This is a genomic window from Staphylococcus sp. GDY8P119P (genome assembly GCF_017892075.1).
Classification (GTDB): Bacteria; Bacillota; Bacilli; order Staphylococcales; family Staphylococcaceae; genus Staphylococcus; species Staphylococcus ureilyticus.
The window spans coordinates 522,783-541,654 of sequence record NZ_JAESKJ010000006.1; the positions used below are offsets into that span (position 1 = coordinate 522,783).

An 18,872-nucleotide genomic window follows, 5' to 3' on the forward strand; every position below is an offset into this window, starting at 1 on the left:
TGCCGAATTCCCGTTAAATTGATGTAAATAATACGTTGATTTAACTTTTTTTGTTACGTCCGGTTAATTTTCGATAAATACGTAATAAAAATTATGCGACAACATTAGCAAATAGTAATTGCTTTTCAGTAAAACATAAAAGTAAGTTTAAATGAATAATTTAGATGTGGATGGGTGCAGAAAAGAGAGAGATTTATTATTATATGGATTTGTTTTCCGTTATTGCAATGTGACTAGAGCATCATTGCTCATACATAAGCTCGCTAATTCAATAAATAGAGAAGTGGTATTAGGGATTGCCTGATCTAGCTCATGCATAAGCCCCACTAACTCAATAAATTGAGAAGTGGGGCTTTAATTTATTTTGTTTTTTTACTTATTAAGTTTCTAATTCCTCTTACAATATAACCGACAATCAGTGTTCTAAAAACACGTTTTATAATATTCATAAAATTTTACCTCCTAAACGAAACTCATACATGCTACTTACATACCTTTACCCATTTTTTATAAGTGTAATGAAAATGTAAGGGATTTTTTAGCAAGTTAGTATAAAACTATTTTTCGAGGGTAATGAGACCATTTTCATCTGCTTTGTTAAAGAAAATTGTTAATATCCCGCTAATGATAGCAATAATATAAGGGATGCCAGTCCAAAAAAATATTAAATGTATAATACCTTGTAGTAATTGGTTTGAGTAAAATTTATGTATGCCACACCAACCCAAAAGAAATGCAAGTACGACGTATATAACTTTGTTTACTTTCATGTGTATAATGTCCTTTCATTTTCTAGATTATTGTATTAATTATCTCTTAAATAGTGAAATTGAACAAATAAAACAATGTGACAAAATTTGAATTATATGGTTGTTATTACATCGAAATTTTAAATTGATTCAGATATAATGGAATTAATAATCGTAATAAATAAAGGAGAAATAAAATGATTAGAAAAGCTAAGCCTAGTGACAAAAAAGATATTGCGGAATTATGTTATATCATTTGGAGTCAATTAGATATCGATATGGTAAAGGAAGTCGAAAAATTTCGTTTGCTAAATATAATGGAACAAAGCATGGTAGATGTAAAATATAGAGGGCACATTAGTAATGTATGGGTGTATGAAATTGATGGTAACGTTGCAGGCTGTTTGATCGCATATCCTGGCAGTAAAGAATTAGAACTTGAACAAGCATGGCTAGACATGGATTTAGAGGAAGATATAAAATCTTATGGCACACCAATGCCGATGAAAGAGGCTGCTAATGATGAATGGTACATTGAAACTGTAGCAACATTTCCTCATTTTCGTGGAAATGGTGTAGCAACGAAATTGATTAAACATGTCATTTCAAACTACCCAGATGAAAAATGGAGTTTAAATTGTGATGTTGATAATACTGCAGCATTACGTGTCTATGAAAAATTAGGTTTTGAAATTAAAAGTGAATTTGATTTATATGGACATATGCATTATCACTTAGTACATGTTTAGCATATACTAGTAAAAATACAAAATCGTTCATCAAATGAATGAAGAACGATTTTGTATATATAATAAATTAAATACAGGGTGTTATTAAATCCCACCTAATAAAGCACTGATATAGATACCTAATGCATAAAGGAAACCAAAGAATGTATTTGTTTTTCCAGTAGCAGCCATTGCAGGCATCATTGTTTCAGGTGTGTCGTTCTTTTTAAATCTTCTAACTGCTTTGATTGGCATTGGGAAAGATAATAAAGCTAGCAAGAAGAAAATCGAACCACCAGGTTTAAAGAAAGTGATATAGATAACGAGCAAATAAGCAACGATATACATCAATGCTAAAAAGCGAACAGCATTATTTTTCCCTAATAAAATGGGTAATGTTTTTCGACCACTTGCCTTATCTTTAACCCAATCCCTGATATTATTGCCCATGTTGATAAGACCAATTGTGATTACGATTGGAATGCTAATCCATACCGCTAAACTTTGTATGTTACCAGTTTGGATAAAGAAGGCAATTAAAATAATTATCATACCCATAAATATTCCTGAAAATAGTTCTCCAAAAGGTGTCCATGAAATCGGGAATGGTCCACCTGTATATAGGTAACCTACTGCCATGCATACTAACCCAATAGGAAGTAACCAGAATGAACTTTGGGAAGCGATAAATATACCTAAAATCGCTGCGATAATATAAAATGTTATGGCTAAGTTCATGACTAATTTTGGACTCATGCCATTTCGTACAATTGCGCCACCGATACCTACTGAAGTATGGTCATCTAAGCCTTTTTTAAAATCATAGTATTCATTAAACATGTTTGTAGCTGCTTGGATAAGTAAACATGCCACTAGCATAGCAATGAATAAGCTAAGCTTTAGATGATCTTCACTACCTAGAAGGAATATTTTTGCAGTTGCAGTACCTACTAAAACTGGAACTACTGCAGCAGTCAATGTGTGTGGCCGCATTAAGTGCCAGTATTTTCTGACTGTTGAATATTGTTGGTATTGAGATGCCATAATGATTTACCTCGAATTCTTTTAATATAATTAATTTTTATCAAATTAATTTTAATAGAAGAAGTTGTAAAGGTCAACTTACGTAAAAATTGTCTACATGAAATAAGCTGAAAAACGTACACAGATTGTGAAAAGTGGTACAATATTATAATGAGTGTAAACTGATATTGAAATGAAAGAAGTGAAATAGATGACTTTAGATGTCAAGGAAAGTGAAATTGTCGAAGCGGTATACGAAAGTAACCATACTTGGGTTTCTGTAGAAGCAAAATTAGATTATGAATTAGAGCCTACATTATTATTTCATTTAACCGAAGATTGTGCGGGAGACCGTTTTTATTTCAAGAAAAATGACAACGAAACTTCATTCTTTGGCTATCATGCTATCACGAGATTTAAAAACGATTTTGAAAATAAACAATCTATTTTTCGTGAGTGGGAAAAGTATAAAAATGATATTGAGTTAATACATCCAAATTCAGAAAGACATCATTTGAAAATTTGTGGTGGTTTCCAATTTTCAACGCATAAATCAGGTGATGAATGGCGTGAGTTTGGTATTAATCATTTTGTCTTACCTGAAGTACTCGTTACGATGGAGCAGGGACAATCATTTATAACGTATACAGTAGAAGCCGATAAGTTTGAGATAGATACTTTCTTAGCAATCATTGATAGACTTACACAAAAGGACGTTCAACCTAGTGATGAAATAGGGGATATTAAAAGAATTGACGATATTTATAAAGACGAATGGCGTGAGTTAGTTAAAGATACAATTGATATTTTAGATGAAAATAAAAAAATTGTCCTTGCAAGAAAAAGGCTTATTATGTTTGATAAAAACATTAACATTCCATATATACTCAATAGGGCAATGCAGGGTGAACATAATAGCTACTTATTTGTGCTTGAATCACAAGATAGTGTGTTTTTCTCCCAAACCCCTGAGCAATTAATGGAAGTCAAAGATGACGTGTTATCGACGAAAGCTGTTGCTGGTACAATTAAAAGAACACATCGAGATGACATAGATAAGGCAAATATTGATGCATTTTTAAACGATGACAAGAATTTAAATGAGCATCATTTTGTTGTTAAAAGTATATTGAATGATATCAAACCTTATGTAGAAGAAATTACATTTAATAAAAAACCTCAAATTTTAACAAATGATCATTTATATCATTTATATACCAAAATTGAAGGACGGTTGTTACAAAATTCATATATTGGATTATTAGATAATCTTCATCCTACACCAGCATTAGGTGGTTATCCTAAGGAAGAAGCAATTTCTTATATTGAAAATAATGAATTTGGTACACGAGGTCTATATGGCGCACCAGTAGGATATATTGATATGTATGATAACTGTGAGTTCATCGTAGCTATTAGATCGATGTTAATTAAAAAGAATCAAGCTACTTTATTTGCTGGTTGCGGTATTGTACAAAATTCTGATGCTGATAGTGAAGTAGAAGAAACTGCGGTTAAATTCAATCCGATGATGAAAGCTTTAGGAGTAGAGAAATATGAGTAATCACACAGACGCTTTAACAAAACAAGTTTTTACATTAGTCTCAGAACTATATGCATATGGCATAAGAGAAGTGGTAATAAGCCCTGGTTCTCGTTCAACGCCACTAGCTATTGCTATAGAGGCACACCCAAAACTGAAATCTTGGATTCATCCAGATGAACGTAGCGCTGCTTTTTTTGCGATGGGGTTAATGAAAGGTAGTGAAAGACCAGTTGCAATTTTATGTACATCTGGTACTGCAGCTGCCAATTATACGCCTGCAATTGCAGAAAGTGATTTAAGTCATTTACCATTAGTCGTATTGACGAGTGATAGACCGCATGAATTAAGAGGAATAGGTGCACCGCAAGCGATAAATCAAACAAATATGTTCGAGAATTATGTTCAATACCAATTTGATTTTCCAATAGCAGATGCCGATGAATCACAAGATTATTTGTTAAACACTATCAAATTTCAAATACAAAAAGCAAGCCAATATTTCTACGGTCCGCATCGTGGACCCATACATTTGAATTTGCCATTTAGAGAGCCATTAACACCGAACCTAGAAAAAGTAGAATGGTTAAATTCAGATAATAAGATTTTGCCTCATTATCAAAAAACAGCAAGTTTGAATGAAATCAAAACGATTATGCAAAAACGTAAAGGCCTCATTGTTGTGGGTGATATGCAACATCAAGATGTAGATCAAATACTTACTTATGCAACCATACATGACATGCCTATTTTGGCAGATCCTTTGAGTCAATTACGTAAAGAACATCATCCTAATGTAGTGACAACTTATGATTTACTGTATAGATCGGGGTTATCTATAAATGCTGATTTTATTATTCGCGTAGGTAAACCAGTGATTTCTAAAAAAGTAAATCAATGGTTAAAAGCTACAGAAGCTTTTCAAATATTAGTGCAAAATAATGATCAACCAGATGCATTTCCAAAGGTACCGCATGTATCTTACGAAATGTCGGCCAATGATTTCTTTAGGCAGCTTTCTGAAATTCCAACTGTAGAACGAAAAAATTGGTTAGAAAAATGGCAATCACTAGAAAAGCAAGCACATATTAAAATCAAAGATTATTTGAGAACTGCTACGGATGAGTCAGCTTTTGTAGCAAATCTATTAGATAAATTGACGAAAGAGGATGCATTATTTGTTAGCAATAGTATGCCAATCCGTGATGTCGATAACTTATTTATAGATTGTGAAGCAGAGATTTATGCTAATAGAGGTGCAAATGGCATAGATGGTGTTATTTCTACAGCGATAGGAATGGCAGCACATAAACGTGTCACATTATTAATAGGTGATTTAGCATTTTACCATGATATGAATGGTTTACTTATGTCAAAATTAAATGATATTAACTTAAATATCATACTTTTAAATAATGATGGCGGCGGAATTTTCTCCTTTTTACCACAAAAGTCGTCTGCTGATATTTATTTTGAAAGACTATTTGGTACACCGACAGGATTAAACTTTGAACATGCTGCATTACTTTATGATTTTTCTTACAGACGTTTTGAAACAATTGAAACTTTTAAGTATGCAGAACTGTCAAAACTTGGTGCACATATATATGAAATCATTACAAATCGTGATGAAAACTTAAGCCAACACCAAAATCTTTATTTGAAATTGAGTGATATTATAGATGTTACATTATAAATTTCATCAATCTACAAAGAACTCAAATGATTTGATCGTATTATTACATGGATTTATAAGTGATCAATCGACATTCGATGAACATATCAAAACGTTCACGGATGAAATCAATGTATTAACCATTGACTTGCCAGGTCATGGTTTTGATCAATCAAGTGAAACGAGTACTTGGAATTTCGAATTTATCTGCCAATTATTAGACGATACATTAGCTTTGTTTAAGGCATATCGTATTTTTTTACACGGTTATTCTATGGGTGGTAGAATCGCTTTATATTATGCGCTTTATGGAACGTGCCACTTAAATGGATTGATATTAGAAAGCAGTTCACCAGGAATTGCAGATGAAGACGACCGCATCGAAAGAATTCAAATTGATCAAGCACGTGCAAAAGTTTTAGAAATTGCTGGATTAGAAATTTTTGTAAATGATTGGGAAAAATTACCTTTATTTCAAAGTCAGTATAATTTAAATACAGAAACAAAACGAAAGATTCGTCAAATGCGATTACAACAAAATCCTGTGAGATTAGCAAAAGCTTTACGAGATTATGGTACTGGACAAATGCCTAACTTATGGCCAAAAATATCAGATATTGCAATTCCGACTTGCATAATTGTAGGAAGTTTCGACGAAAAATTTATAAAAATTGGTTATCACATGTGCGACTTAATACCAGAGACGAGTCTATTTGAAGTTAAAGGTAGTGGTCATACTGTACATGTGGAAGAAATGACAGAATTTGATAAAATAGTGTTAGGTTTTATTTTTAAGGAGGAGCAAAATGACTAGACAATGGGAAACAATTAAAGAATATAAAGAGATTAAGTACGAATTTTATAACGGCATAGCCAAAGTAACTATTAATAGACCTGAAGTTCGTAATGCGTTTACGCCGAATACGGTACAAGAAATGATAGATGCATTTACAAGAGCTAGAGATGATCAACGTATTTCGGTTATTGTCCTTACAGGTGAAGGTGATAAAGCATTCTGTTCAGGTGGAGACCAAAAAGTACGTGGCCATGGTGGCTATGTAGGTGAAGATCAAATTCCGCGTCTTAATGTGTTGGATTTACAAAGATTGATACGTATTATTCCAAAACCTGTCATCGCTATGGTTAGAGGATATGCAATTGGTGGCGGAAATGTATTAAATGTTGTTTGTGACTTAACAATCGCTGCAGATAATGCAATATTTGGTCAAACAGGTCCAAAAGTAGGATCATTTGATGCAGGTTATGGTTCAGGATATTTAGCGCGCATTGTAGGACATAAAAAAGCACGTGAAATATGGTATTTATGCCGTCAATACAATGCACAAGAAGCTTTAGACATGGGCTTAGTAAATACGGTTGTACCTTTAGCTGATATAGAGGATGAAACGGTGAAATGGTGTGAAGAAATGATGCAACATTCTCCGACAGCATTAAGATTCTTAAAAGCAGCGATGAACGCTGACACTGATGGATTAGCAGGATTACAACAAATGGCGGGCGATGCTACGCTGTTGTATTACACAACAGATGAAGCTAAAGAAGGCAGAGATGCGTTTAAAGAAAAACGTAATCCTGATTTTGATCAATTCCCTAAATTTCCATAAGTAAAGATATTTAGTAACAACGCGTCAATAAATATAGAGGCTTTTGAATGAAAGTCATGGTATTAAAACTAAAACGACAACCGTTAATTTCTAGTGAATATTTAGAAATTAACGGTTTTTTTATTGTTTTAAAGTTGTCTAGTGATTATTTGATGCTGAATGACAAATTGACCAATGCATGGTTCGAACGAATACACCTTATTACCAAAATGATACATAATGACTGGTTATATGAATGAATCTAAAGTTAAAAAAATTCATTTTCATCAATGATAAAAATGAGAATATAAAATGAAAATCCAGGTTTTAAATTTATTATTAAAAATTAAATGAAAAACATGTAAGTTGGATAAAATTAGTTTTCAGAATATTCTATTGACTAATACTAGTAATGTTAAAACTTTTAAACATTTTGTTATTATATTTGACCAAAAATAAAATTTCTATTAATATAATAAAAAAGGGCAGAGGAGAGTAATGAATGACACAATATAAAAATAAAGAACTTATGAAAGATATGTGTTTTCTGTTTTATGTTTCTAGTAAAGAGATAGTAAATAAATTTAACAAACACCTAAAGCAGTATGATATTAGCTTTCCAAATTATGTAGTGATGTTATATATTGAAAACTCAAATCCTGTATTTATCAAGACATTATGCGATCAATTATATTTAGATTCTGGTACAATAAGCCCAATTATTAAGAGACTTGAAAAAAAAGGACTAATTGAACGTATGAGAACAGAAGAGGATGAACGAAGAGTTAAAGTACAATTGACACAAAAGGGAAGTGTGTTAAAAGAGAAATTTGAGCAAATTTCAGATGAAGTGTTAACTCAGTTCAATATGAGTTCAGAAGATATAGATATATATTATAAATTAATGAAAAAATTTGCTGAAAAAAATATTTATCAATAAAATGCACATATTTGAAATATAAAGCGTAATATAAAAGAAGCCCGTAAATGAATTTTTAGAAATTCATTTACGAGCCTCTTTTATGTCATACTTCTTAACAGATATATTTTTAAGAAAATTACCTCTGCTTAAGTGCGTAGTTATCTCTAAGTAAGTTTTCCACATAATCCTCAGCATAATAATCACATTAAAAAATTCACTTTATTAATCCTACTATTATTAACAATTTGATATAGTTTCTCGATTTATTAAATCATTATACCGACTAATCGAATGTCGGATATTAATCACACTAAAATTTTTTGATTATATTCAATTGAGTTTTTTGACTGCCTACATAGAATATGGAAGTTAGCGTAGTAATCATTGGTAAATAAATTTTAAATACAAAATAACAAGGCGTTATTCATAATGTTCTTTTATATAAAGTTCTAATCTTCTCATTGCCTCTTTTAAGGCATCGAGTTCATAGGCATAAGAAATACGCACATGGCCTTTACCAATGTCTGTAAATGAAGAACCTGGTACCATTGCAACGTGTGCTTTTTCGAGTACATCAACGCAAAAATCAAAATCATTTTCTGTGAAATTTTCAATACTTGGGAAGATATAAAAAGCACCTTCTGGTTTAGCGTCGAGTTTAAATCCTAAAGATTGTAGTTTTGTGATTAAAAAATCTCGTCTTTCAATATATGCTTTGTTCATATAGTGAGGTGCATCTAATCCTTCGTTTAATGCTGCTATACAAGCTATTTGAGCAGGTACATTAGCACATATACAATTATAGGCATGCATAAATGTTAACTTTTCAATTAAATATTCAGGACCTATTAGAAAACCAATGCGAATCCCAGTAGCAGAGTGAGATTTACTTAATCCATTGACGAGCAATAACTGATCACGGATGGATTTAAATTCAGCAAAAGAAGTGTGTTGATGATTAAAGGTATTTTCTGCATAAATTTCATCACTAATGATAAAAATCTCTTCATTTTTTAACATTTCTGTAAGTGCATGAATTTCATCATAAGTCAAAATAACACCAGTGGGATTTGTCGGATAATTTAAAAGAATTGCTTTTGTTTTTGACGATATATTTTGCTTGATTGCTTCAGGTGTTATTTTGAAATCTGTTTTTGTAGTGTCGATATATACAGGAACGCCACCAAGTGTTTTAATTAAAGGGATATAACCTGCATAAATAGGGCTGGGGATTAATATTTCATCACCTGGGTTAATAATGCTTCTCAAAGCTGTGTCTAATGCTTCACTAGCGCCATTTGTAATAATAATTTCATCAGAGCTATAATGGAAACCATAGCGCTGTTTAAAATAATGACTGACTGCATTTCGTGTTTCAAGTAACCCTTTGTTATGAGAATACTTTGTTTGATTTTCTTTTATTGCAGTAATATATGCATTTTTTACGACATCAGGCATAGGAAAATCTGGTTGACCGATTGTTAAATTGATACAATCATCAATATCTTTAATTTTATTTGAAAATTGCCTAATACTTGGTGCTGTTAAAAATTTAGAATTGTCGTTTAATGATAGCTTCATTGTTTTTCACCTCAAAATAAAAATACCGATTTGTAGTTAAATAAGTATGACTAGCTTAAAATATCAAATTACTACCATCGTAACATATTTGAATCAACTACAAATCGGCTGGAAATTATTTTAATCTTTAAAATTCGAAGGGGATTGCAAGTTAATAATTGGATTGGTCCACTTAGAGATAAATCTAGTTGATAATACATATACAATTATACTAGTAAATAAGAGTAGATATATATAAGTCAGTATAGAGATGTGGTCTTTAAACGGATAAATATTAAAACCACGTATAATACCAATTACAATGCCATGTAGTAAATAGACATACATAGTGCGACGCCCAATGTATGTGAAAAATCTTTCTTTTTCAGGTATTAAATTAAGGAAAGAAAACATTGTAATTAAAATAATAAAGTATAATAGCAAACGTTTAATTGGACTATATAAATCTTGTTTACCTTCCAGTGACATATAAGGTGAATCACCTAATAACCAATCAGCATTTATAGGATGCAAGGTATAAATGATATAAAAAAGGAGTAAAATGCTAACAGCGACCGGTATGAATTTCTTATTTCTTAACACACGTGTATGTTCACTCGTAAATAAATAACCTAAATAAAAAATAGGGAAGAACATGATTGTTCTTGAAAAACTTAAATAATTGTCAATATTATCTGAGTAACCTGCAAATAAAGAAATAATAATAGATATTGGTAATACAAAATAAGGTTTATAGTCTTTTACTATTACTAATATGACATGGAAAAAGAATAATGTCAGTAAAAACCATAATGCAAAAACAGGATCAAATGGATCGAATTTAACACTGTCCTCTTTTCCTGTGAAATAATAGTAAAAGGTGAAAAATCCAAAGAAAATAAAATAAGGTACTAACAATTTTTTTGAAACTTTCTCTAGATAACCAGCTTTGCCTGCTTTTTTAGCAAAATAACCTGAGATGAATAAAAAACAGGGCATATGGAAACTATATATAGTTAAATAAAGTGAAGAAAGATATTTACTTTCTTCAGTATATGGTTGTAATAAATGACCAAATACAACAAGAAAAATTAATATCATTCTCGCATTGTCGAAGAAATAATCTCTTTCTTTTAACTGTGTCATAGGGTTGCTCCTTTTATATGCAGGTAAAATTTATAATCACTGTTACTAATTTATTATAAAACATATGACAAATGCAACAAAACCGACTGATTTGTAGATTATTATTGTATATTATGAGGAATAACATTATAATATTAGAAAATAAAATAATAAATTTAAATGCTATTGAACATTTTAATTAAAGTAGTGGAGATGAAACAACATGTATAAACAACTAGAACAATTAATTACACTTACAAGTAATGATTTAAATTTAGTCAGTAGAAGGTTTGGCCAACGCACAGATTTAACTTCAGAACAGTTAGAAATGTTAAGGATTTTATATCATTATAATGTGTTATCACAATATGATTTAACAATGAAAATTAATAAAGAACAGTCTATTGTGTCTAGATGGATCAAAAAATTATGTCAAATGGGCTATATAACTAGTAAACAGTCAAACAAAGACTTAAGATGTAAAGATTTAATGATTACAGAAAAAACAAAAGCACTTGTTCAACAAATTAACGAAGTTAGGGTGGCTTTGATAGAAGCAAGGTGTCAAAATTTAACTTCAAATGATATTGAAAATCTAAATTATTTATTAAATAAATTAAATACGCATCATCATTATATCAAGTAAATGACAAATGGTGGCTAAAGTTTTCAGCATCATTTTATTATGTAACACAGTGATATGATACAAAGTTATGATAGGGTTCAAATGAACCAAAAATGCATAGAAACAGAAACAATAAATAGCTATCCAATGATTGGAAAAGCTTTCATGTTGGAAAAGAACAATATGTCATAACAGAGTTTTAAAAAGTTTCTATGACGTTTACAAAACTGTTTAGTATAATGATACTTAATATGTTAGTACTATATAAACAAATAAACCTTAGGTGAATTTTCACCTAAGGTTTATTTGTGTTTTAAAACTTATACATTATGATTTCATGCTATTTATATGTGTTTACATCAAAATATTTGCCCAATTTATTCATTGAATCATAGAAACCTTTAATACGTGTAGCATTATGAGATGCCCATGCAACATCAGTTGCATATTGATGAACGCCTGGATTATCAGGATTCCAACGCATTTTATACAAAGTATTTTGTCCTTGGTTAATGTATGAATTAGCAATGTATTTAGCGCCACCAACAATTGCTTTTTTAACAGTATCCCAGCCATTATTTTTAGCGGTAGCAAAACCTTGTTTTACAGGATCTTTATCAACGGCTCCAATACCAAACATATTGTAATATTTTTTAGCGCCATTAGTGACAACTTTATTATTTACTACATCACCACCATTAGCAAGCTTAGAAGTTCCATTTCCAGTTTCAAGTAGGGCATGAGAAACTAAATAAACTTCATTAATGTTATAAGTTTTAGCAGCTTCACTAAATGCCTCACCTTGTCCTTCTAATATGCCTTTGCCAACTAATAGTTTATCTAAATCAGTACCAGAAATATTTTGTGATTTATCTAAGCGTAAGAATTGGTATTTTTGAGTTGGATCTTTAGCAAGCTTACTACTATCCATAGCATTTTTAATCTCACTCTTTGTTGCATCTTCCCATTTTCCAGGTGTACGTTGAATTTGAGGTTTGAATTTCAAACCATGTTGTAACGCTACCGCCTGATCTAAAGTGAGATTAGATTTATAGTATTTTACAAGCTCTTTTCGTAAGTCGCTTTCTTTTATCCAAACAATTTTACCGTTCGATAATTTACCATGATACCAAGTAACCCCATTAATGATTTGTTTTTCAAAAACAGTAAAGATGCTTTCATGGAAACCTTTTAATGATCCAGCTGATTTTGTAGCATTAGGATCAAGGTAATAGTTACCATTGGCATTGTAAATAACATAGTCGAATTTTTGTGGTGTGATTTTTGATTGTGTTGGAGTTTTATACAAATCTTTAGCTGCAATCCAACCAGTTTTATTATTGACGTTTCCGTATAGGTACTCGTCTTTATCAACAAACACAGATTTTGATGCGTTAAATTTACTGTTTTTAATATTATTTTGGGTATCTAATTGCTGATTTTTTGTACCCCATGGAATTGCATATAAGCCATTGTTAGTAGCTTTTACAGTATATTGTCCATTTTTAGCTTTTGTTTTGCTTAAGTTACGCGTATTTATATCTTTAGTATTAACCCAACCAATTGGTGTATTTTGTTTTGTATTTTGGATTAACACATAAGTGTTATCACCTTGAGTACGTTGCTTAGTTACAGTATACGTACGACCAGCAAATTTAGAAGCATTTTTACCTTTTTTATCATAAACAGTTGTTTTAATACCAGAATTGTTTGTGTTTAATTGTCCGATTTTACTAACAGATGTTGTAGGAGTAGCAGTAGCTTTTGTAACTGCTTCTTTAACAGTGATGTCACCTGTTTGCATCCAACCTAGGTTAGTATTTGTTTTGTTATCTGTAATTAAATAAAATGAATTTTTACCTAATGTAGCTTTTTTACTTAATTTGTAAGTTTTACCATTAACATATGATTTTTGAATACCTTTTTGATCATATACAGATGTATAAACACCATGATTTGTTTTAGCGACTGTACCTTGTTGATTGATAAGCGTATTGACAGTTAAATTATTACTTGTACTAGGGGAGGTAGCTGTTTTACTTGTTGAAGTTAATTTACTTAAGCTTACCCAACCGGATAAATTATTTACTGTGCCATAAATATAATTTGTTTTGCCAATTTGCTGCTGTTTTGATGCTTTGAATGTTTGACTAGAGCTGCCTGAAACTGTGCCTGCTTTCTGAGAATTGGTGCCCCAAGGTACAGTATAAATCACTTCACCAGGTTTGATTTTATAAGATTGATTATTTTTAGCAACTGGCTTAGCAGAGTTATAACTTACATCACTTTGATGTACCCATCCAATTAAATTACCTTTATTATAATCAGAAACTAAGTAAAAGTTTTTGTTTCCTAAAGTCGCCGATTTTGTAACTTTTAACGTTTGATTCGTTTTACTTGTTTTTCTACCATTTTGATCATAAACAGTGGTATATAATCCATCATTATTTGTGTTTATGCGCCCAACACCGTTGTTCGTTGATACTGTTAATTTACCAGTATTAGTAGACGGTTTTGTAGTAGAACCACTTGACTCATTTTTGCTTCCACTTGTACTTCCAGATGACGTAGAACCCCAAGCGGCAGCTTTACCTGTTTTAATTAAATATTTTTCATAAATTAAATCATAAAGTTCATCATAACTATAATTATGATTAGCTAAATAACCATGTGGATCGATATGATCTGATCCACCTAAATAATTACTTACAGCCTTATGCGTCCAAACAGTCCCAACACCATCATACTCAGCGCTATCAGGAGCAAGTCCATAATATTGTAGGTTTGTAGCTGCATAGTCTGCATAGTTATTGATAGAACGAGCAAATGAATCATAGTCATGAGTATGGACTAATTCTACATGAATAAAGCGTTCGTTTGCAGCTGGACCAGCACCCCATGCTAAATAATCTGTATTAGCTGTTTCAATAATACGATTACCATCTACATAAGCATGTACAAATGCGCTATTATAATTATTTTTCATGTAATTTATTTCACCAGTTATTGTTGAATTATCGTTTGCAGTATCATGCATAACGATACCTTCAGGTTTACCATAACGATACTGATATTTTGGTAAATAACTTGCGATATCTTGTTCATAGTTAGGTGCTTTGAAGTTATTTTTACGAATATAATTATTTATTGACGAATTTACTTTTGGCGTATATTTAGGTAATGAACTTTTAGATGTAGATTTAGTACTGACAGCTGATCTTGTAGCTATAGTTGGTGTACTAACTGATCTAGCCATTCTTAATTTTGGTGTTGCCTCACTTTTATAGACTTGAACTGTTTTTGGTGACGTATTTATATCTGAATCTAAAGTATTCACTTTTTCAGTTTGTGCTTCATTGTCAGATTGAGTTGTTGTAGTTGTCTCACCAGAAGTTACCTCAGAGTCAGCAACCTCAGAATCATCATCTTGAGCGACAGTAGTTTTATCATCATTCTGATCTGCTAAGTTAGTGCTGTCGTCTTTACTTTCATTAGTGTTGGAAGTAGTACTATTATCGTTTGCAGAATCAGAAGTTGATTCATCAGAAGCGATCTCAGAGTCAGCAACATCAGAAGCATTATCATTTTGAGCGACATTAGCGTTATCATCATTCTGATCTGCTAAGTTAGTGCTGTCGTCTTTACTTTCATTAGTGTTGGAAGCCGTACTATTATCGTTTGCAGTATCAGAAGCTGATTCATCAGAAGCGACCTCAGAGTCAGCAACATCAAAAGCATTATCATCTTGAGCGACATTAGCATTATCATCATTCTGATCTGCTATGTTAGTACTGTCGTCTTTACTTTCATTAGTGTTGGAAGCCGTACTATTATCGTTTGTAGAATCAGAAGTTGATTCATCAGAAGCGACCTCAGAGTCAGCAACATCAGAAGCATTATCATCTTGAGCGACATTAGCGTTATCATCATTCTGATCTGCTATGTTAGTACTGTCGTCTTTACTTTCATTAGTGTTGGAAGCCGTACTATTATCGTTTGCAGAATCAGAAGTTGATTCATCAGAAGCGACCTCAGAGTCAGCAACATCAGAAGCATTATCATCTTGAGCAACAGTAGTTTTATCATCATTCTGATCTGCTACGTTAGTGTTGTCGTCTTTACTTTCATTAGTGTTGGAAGCCGTACTATTATCGTTTGTAGAATCAGAAGTTGATTCATCAGAAGCGACCTCAGAGTCAGCAACATCAGAAGCATTATCATCTTGAGCAACATTAGCGTTATCATCATTCTGATCTGCTACGTTAGTGCTGTCGGTTTTCACATCAGTACTTATAGAAACATCATTATTTACTGCTTGGGCATCTGTATTTTTATTGCTGTCAGAATTATTTTGATTTTCTTGATTTTGTGTAGAATATGTATTTTGACTTGATGTGTCTTTGTTTAGTTCGTCTAATTGTGCATCATAATTTTCAGGTTCATCTGACTTGAGTTCTTGCACTTGACTTGGATCATTGTATGTTTGTGTCCCTGAAATATTTGTCGTTGGATTACTAACTTCAGATTTTATTTCTTCGCTTTGCTTTAAGGTATTTTCATCATTCAACACATTTTTATTTGATTTCTGATTTTGTGTATTATCAGCTGCATGTGCATAATGGGTTGTCAAAGCTGTACCAGCTAACGTCAATGCAACTATTGAAGGTACCTTATAATTCAACTTTTTATTAGTCATTTAACTGCCCCTTTTATTATTAATATTTAATACCATTATAATACGAAGATAGTTTAATTGAATTGATTTCATAGATTTGTAATATAAAATTAATCTTATTAAGACACTAAAAAAGTAGAAATAATTTAAGAAAAGGCGGAAATACGCCTAATTTTAAATATATTAAAATATTACACTCTTTGGAATATTACATAATAAAGATGTACATTAACTGCAACTTTATTAAATTATTTAGTTCAAATTGTTTTATTCATTAAAATATGTTCAATATTTTCTTCTAAGAAAATATCACCTGAAGCTTTATAACCTAAAGATTCATAAAAGCGTTGTGCATGGCATTGGGCATTAAGCGTTAACATATTATACCCTTGTTCTTTTGCTACTGTTTCAATAAAAAGCATTAAAGCTTTGCCATGACCTGATTTTCTATGTATTGGTAAAATTGCTACGCGCTCAATTTTTGCTCCATTTTGATAGGGTCTAAACCTTCCAGTTGCAAAAGGGGAGTGTAGTTCATCATAACCTATGACATGAGTAGCGGTAGATTCAAATTGATCTATTTCATTTTCAAGCGGGACTCCTTGTTCATGAACAAAAACTGCTTTTCTAATTTCGTATGCATCATCCAACATTTTAGATGTAGTAACCACTTCGAACATGATAAAACCTCATTTCTTTTGAATATAATAAAACTACCCTATCACATTTATAATGTAATAGGGTAATTATTTAATGTATTATTGAGCTTCTTGACGTACTAATGCAGTATATTGCCAAAAAATTCTCATTTGTGCAATATTCCAATTGTTCATCCCCATAGTAAAACCTGACGGCCTAAATAAATTGACGTCTGTTACTTCAAGGGCTGCTGCAATTAAATATTGTAGTGGTACACTAAGTTCTTTCATTGTTTCCGTTATACCATTTTGGTCATAAACCCAAGAAAAAGGTAGTTCTGATTCAAAAACATCAACTTTATCAAAAATTTCGGGTAGTGCTACGATATAACATGCACCGTCTACAACAGGGTTGGTTTCACTATCCTTGTAGTAGATTCGTAAAGCTTCATAGTTTTCACGATGTGCGTGATTAACATAGAAAAATTCATTTCTAAAAAGTGCCATATCCTTACTATGGATTAATTGTTGTTCTAAAACGTTAAACATACCGTTTATATTCGCTAATTTTTCATATGTTTTTCGTGACATGTCGCGATCTCCTCTCTACAGCTTAATATAGATTTGTTTGTAATTCTTGTGTGTTTTGTTGTTGATTTGGATCCTGCTGCTGTTGGTTAGGATCTATTTGTTGGTTGTAATCAGATTGTTGATTTGAATCGTTCGGTTGCTCTGTCGTTTGGTTATTATCTGTTTGATTCATATTATTTTGTTGATTTTCATTTGTAGAATTTGGATCTTGTGAATTTGAATTATTTTGTTCCGATTGTGAATTTGAATCGTCTTCATCTTCCTCAGAGCTATCTTTTTGATTTTTACGTAATAAACTACTATCAATTTCTGTTTGTGGTACGAGTGTACCATAAAAGTCGATGACACGTTTATTTAAGAAATCGTCTGTATCTTTAATTTTAGGTAAATTTAAATCGCTGCGCAAAAGATTTGCAGTATCTTGTATATTTTTAATATTAGGATTATAGTAATAAACACCATTTAAATAATCATCTTGACCTTCTAGCTGTTTACTTTTAATTTTAACATCATCTTTTAAGTAAGATGTAGCTAGTGCTTTTACTTCTTTGTAACTTAAATTATGCTTCGCGTTTTTACCTACTATTTCAATTACATCATCTAATTTACTGAATGAATCTGCTTTTTGAGCTTTAATAAATAGCTTTTTAATTAAATCCATCTGTCTTTGGCCACGTTTTAAATCTGAATCTTGATGACGTGTTCTAGCGACTGCTAAAGCTTCATCTCCATTTAGTTTTTGGTGACCTTTTTTCACTTTTATTTTTCCTGTATCGTTTGTATTTGGTTCAGAAATATTATATGGAACATCGTATTCAATGCCACCGAGTTCATCAACGGCATCCACGAATGCTTCCATGTTAATTCTTACATAATAATCAACGGGCACATTTAATGTAGCTTCTACTGAATCCATAGAAGCTGTAGGGCCGTTGTATGCATGTGCGTGTGTAATTTTATCATAATAGCCGACTTCGGGAATGTAACTGATTGTATCGCGTGGGATACTTAACATTCGAATTTGTTCTTTATCTGCGTTAAAAGTAGATAATATCATTGCATCAGTTCTTGATTGTTCAGCACTTTGCCCATTCTTTTCACGACCACTATTATCATCGATACCTAAAAATAAAATAGAGATTGGATCTTTAGACGGGTTTACTTTAGATTCACGAATACTTGATTCTCTAGAAGTATCGCTCGTATTCAATGAATGCTCAAATGCACCTTGTGACGATTTAAGTAATAAAACGGCAAATATAACTGGAACAACTACAAGAATTAAAGATAGAAATATTAAAAGGTATTTTAAAAATTTATTCATGTATGAAGCTCCCCATCGTATGTGATTTTGTATATATTACAATATTGATCTAATGTTAAGTTTTTGATTATTTCATTAAATTATTGTAAA

The 18,872-nt window shown here is 31.5% G+C and carries 17 protein-coding genes; 8 read left to right on the forward strand and 9 right to left on the reverse strand.

The genetic code is table 11. The features are described from left to right. Positions 1-359: 359 nt before the first annotated feature. Positions 360-449 carry an SAR1012 family small protein gene (locus KA830_RS13895; RefSeq protein ID WP_019469096.1) on the reverse strand — a complete coding sequence of 30 codons (90 nt, stop codon included), beginning with the start codon at positions 447-449 and terminating at the stop codon, positions 360-362. A 108-nt stretch (positions 450-557) separates the two neighbouring features. Further along, positions 558-770, reverse strand: a complete 213-nt coding sequence (locus KA830_RS06695) for a TM2 domain-containing protein (RefSeq protein ID WP_046208085.1) — start codon at positions 768-770, stop codon at positions 558-560. A 176-nt stretch (positions 771-946) separates the two neighbouring features. On the opposite strand from KA830_RS06695, the gene KA830_RS06700 reads away from it, so the two are divergent. Further along, positions 947-1,498, forward strand: coding sequence for a GNAT family N-acetyltransferase (locus tag KA830_RS06700; protein WP_046208086.1), 552 nt, complete (start codon positions 947-949; stop codon positions 1,496-1,498). An 84-nt stretch (positions 1,499-1,582) separates the two neighbouring features. Here KA830_RS06700 and KA830_RS06705 read toward each other — a convergent pair whose 3' ends face one another. Next, positions 1,583-2,521: a 1,4-dihydroxy-2-naphthoate polyprenyltransferase gene (locus KA830_RS06705; RefSeq protein ID WP_064209416.1), complete on the reverse strand. Its 939-nt coding sequence runs from the start codon at positions 2,519-2,521 to the stop codon at positions 1,583-1,585. Between the two features lie 190 nt (positions 2,522-2,711). Here KA830_RS06705 and KA830_RS06710 point away from each other — a divergent pair, with 190 nt between their 5' ends. From KA830_RS06710 to KA830_RS06735, 6 genes are all read left to right on the forward strand, one after another. Further along, the gene (locus KA830_RS06710; RefSeq protein ID WP_046208088.1) at positions 2,712-4,064 is read left to right on the forward strand and encodes an isochorismate synthase; all 1,353 of its coding nucleotides are present in this window, start codon (positions 2,712-2,714) and stop codon (positions 4,062-4,064) included. Then, positions 4,057-5,739 (forward strand): 2-succinyl-5-enolpyruvyl-6-hydroxy-3-cyclohexene-1-carboxylic-acid synthase, encoded by a 1,683-nt coding sequence (gene menD, locus KA830_RS06715; RefSeq protein WP_070657728.1) that lies wholly within the window; start codon positions 4,057-4,059, stop codon positions 5,737-5,739. The genes KA830_RS06710 and menD overlap by 8 nt, the downstream gene beginning before the upstream one ends. Then, on the forward strand, positions 5,726-6,532 hold the full coding sequence (menH, locus tag KA830_RS06720; RefSeq protein ID WP_070657725.1) for a 2-succinyl-6-hydroxy-2,4-cyclohexadiene-1-carboxylate synthase: 807 nt from the start codon (positions 5,726-5,728) through the stop codon (positions 6,530-6,532). Before menD ends, menH begins: the two co-directional genes overlap by 14 nt. Continuing rightward, positions 6,525-7,343: a 1,4-dihydroxy-2-naphthoyl-CoA synthase gene (gene menB / locus KA830_RS06725; protein WP_046208091.1), complete on the forward strand. Its 819-nt coding sequence runs from the start codon at positions 6,525-6,527 to the stop codon at positions 7,341-7,343. The genes menH and menB overlap by 8 nt, the downstream gene beginning before the upstream one ends. A gap of 47 nt (positions 7,344-7,390) precedes the next feature. Continuing rightward, complete coding sequence (locus tag KA830_RS06730; RefSeq protein WP_064209413.1) at positions 7,391-7,582, forward strand: hypothetical protein; 192 nt, start codon at positions 7,391-7,393, stop codon at positions 7,580-7,582. A gap of 242 nt (positions 7,583-7,824) precedes the next feature. Further along, positions 7,825-8,262, forward strand: a complete 438-nt coding sequence (locus KA830_RS06735; RefSeq protein ID WP_064209412.1) for a MarR family winged helix-turn-helix transcriptional regulator — start codon at positions 7,825-7,827, stop codon at positions 8,260-8,262. Positions 8,263-8,664: 402 nt separating this feature from the next. On the opposite strand, the gene KA830_RS06740 is transcribed toward KA830_RS06735, so the two are convergent. Then, positions 8,665-9,825, reverse strand: coding sequence for an aminotransferase class I/II-fold pyridoxal phosphate-dependent enzyme (locus tag KA830_RS06740; RefSeq protein ID WP_070038056.1), 1,161 nt, complete (start codon positions 9,823-9,825; stop codon positions 8,665-8,667). A 120-nt stretch (positions 9,826-9,945) separates the two neighbouring features. Further along, positions 9,946-10,950, reverse strand: coding sequence for an acyltransferase family protein (locus KA830_RS06745; RefSeq protein WP_064209410.1), 1,005 nt, complete (start codon positions 10,948-10,950; stop codon positions 9,946-9,948). A gap of 202 nt (positions 10,951-11,152) precedes the next feature. Here KA830_RS06745 and KA830_RS06750 point away from each other — a divergent pair, with 202 nt between their 5' ends. Beyond that, on the forward strand, positions 11,153-11,575 hold the full coding sequence (locus tag KA830_RS06750; protein WP_046207911.1) for a MarR family transcriptional regulator: 423 nt from the start codon (positions 11,153-11,155) through the stop codon (positions 11,573-11,575). A gap of 319 nt (positions 11,576-11,894) precedes the next feature. Here KA830_RS06750 and KA830_RS06755 read toward each other — a convergent pair whose 3' ends face one another. The 4 genes from KA830_RS06755 to KA830_RS06770 all read right to left on the reverse strand — a co-directional run bounded on the left by KA830_RS06755 (position 11,895) and on the right by KA830_RS06770 (position 18,782). Beyond that, positions 11,895-16,250 carry a GW dipeptide domain-containing protein gene (locus KA830_RS06755; protein WP_210134153.1) on the reverse strand — a complete coding sequence of 1,452 codons (4,356 nt, stop codon included), beginning with the start codon at positions 16,248-16,250 and terminating at the stop codon, positions 11,895-11,897. Positions 16,251-16,486: 236 nt separating this feature from the next. Next, entirely contained in the window at positions 16,487-16,909 is a 423-nt protein-coding gene (locus KA830_RS06760) for a GNAT family N-acetyltransferase (protein WP_145381238.1), read from the reverse strand. Between the two features lie 78 nt (positions 16,910-16,987). Continuing rightward, on the reverse strand, positions 16,988-17,458 hold the full coding sequence (locus KA830_RS06765) for a DUF2538 family protein (RefSeq protein WP_019468155.1): 471 nt from the start codon (positions 17,456-17,458) through the stop codon (positions 16,988-16,990). A 22-nt stretch (positions 17,459-17,480) separates the two neighbouring features. Next, positions 17,481-18,782 (reverse strand): LCP family protein, encoded by a 1,302-nt coding sequence (locus KA830_RS06770; RefSeq protein WP_046207908.1) that lies wholly within the window; start codon positions 18,780-18,782, stop codon positions 17,481-17,483. Positions 18,783-18,872 lie beyond the last annotated feature (90 nt).

Excerpts from the sequence above, each read along its gene's own strand:
- KA830_RS06710 (WP_046208088.1), top strand. The coding sequence starts at position 2,712 with ATGACTTTAGATGTCAAGGAAAGTGAAATTGTCGAAGCGGTATACGAA.
- menD (WP_070657728.1), top strand. The coding sequence starts at position 4,057 with ATGAGTAATCACACAGACGCTTTAACAAAACAAGTTTTTACATTAGTC.
- KA830_RS06735 (WP_064209412.1), top strand. The coding sequence starts at position 7,825 with ATGACACAATATAAAAATAAAGAACTTATGAAAGATATGTGTTTTCTG.
- KA830_RS06750 (WP_046207911.1), top strand. The coding sequence starts at position 11,153 with ATGTATAAACAACTAGAACAATTAATTACACTTACAAGTAATGATTTA.
- KA830_RS06765 (WP_019468155.1), bottom strand. The coding sequence starts at position 17,458 with ATGTCACGAAAAACATATGAAAAATTAGCGAATATAAACGGTATGTTT.
- KA830_RS06760 (WP_145381238.1), bottom strand. The coding sequence starts at position 16,909 with ATGTTCGAAGTGGTTACTACATCTAAAATGTTGGATGATGCATACGAA.
- KA830_RS06695 (WP_046208085.1), bottom strand. The coding sequence starts at position 770 with ATGAAAGTAAACAAAGTTATATACGTCGTACTTGCATTTCTTTTGGGT.
- KA830_RS06740 (WP_070038056.1), bottom strand. The coding sequence starts at position 9,825 with ATGAAGCTATCATTAAACGACAATTCTAAATTTTTAACAGCACCAAGT.
- menH (WP_070657725.1), top strand. The coding sequence starts at position 5,726 with ATGTTACATTATAAATTTCATCAATCTACAAAGAACTCAAATGATTTG.
- KA830_RS06770 (WP_046207908.1), bottom strand. The coding sequence starts at position 18,782 with ATGAATAAATTTTTAAAATACCTTTTAATATTTCTATCTTTAATTCTT.
- KA830_RS06705 (WP_064209416.1), bottom strand. The coding sequence starts at position 2,521 with ATGGCATCTCAATACCAACAATATTCAACAGTCAGAAAATACTGGCAC.
- menB (WP_046208091.1), top strand. The coding sequence starts at position 6,525 with ATGACTAGACAATGGGAAACAATTAAAGAATATAAAGAGATTAAGTAC.
- KA830_RS06700 (WP_046208086.1), top strand. The coding sequence starts at position 947 with ATGATTAGAAAAGCTAAGCCTAGTGACAAAAAAGATATTGCGGAATTA.
- KA830_RS06730 (WP_064209413.1), top strand. The coding sequence starts at position 7,391 with ATGAAAGTCATGGTATTAAAACTAAAACGACAACCGTTAATTTCTAGT.
- KA830_RS13895 (WP_019469096.1), bottom strand. The coding sequence starts at position 449 with ATGAATATTATAAAACGTGTTTTTAGAACACTGATTGTCGGTTATATT.
- KA830_RS06745 (WP_064209410.1), bottom strand. The coding sequence starts at position 10,950 with ATGACACAGTTAAAAGAAAGAGATTATTTCTTCGACAATGCGAGAATG.
- KA830_RS06755 (WP_210134153.1), bottom strand. The coding sequence starts at position 16,250 with ATGACTAATAAAAAGTTGAATTATAAGGTACCTTCAATAGTTGCATTG.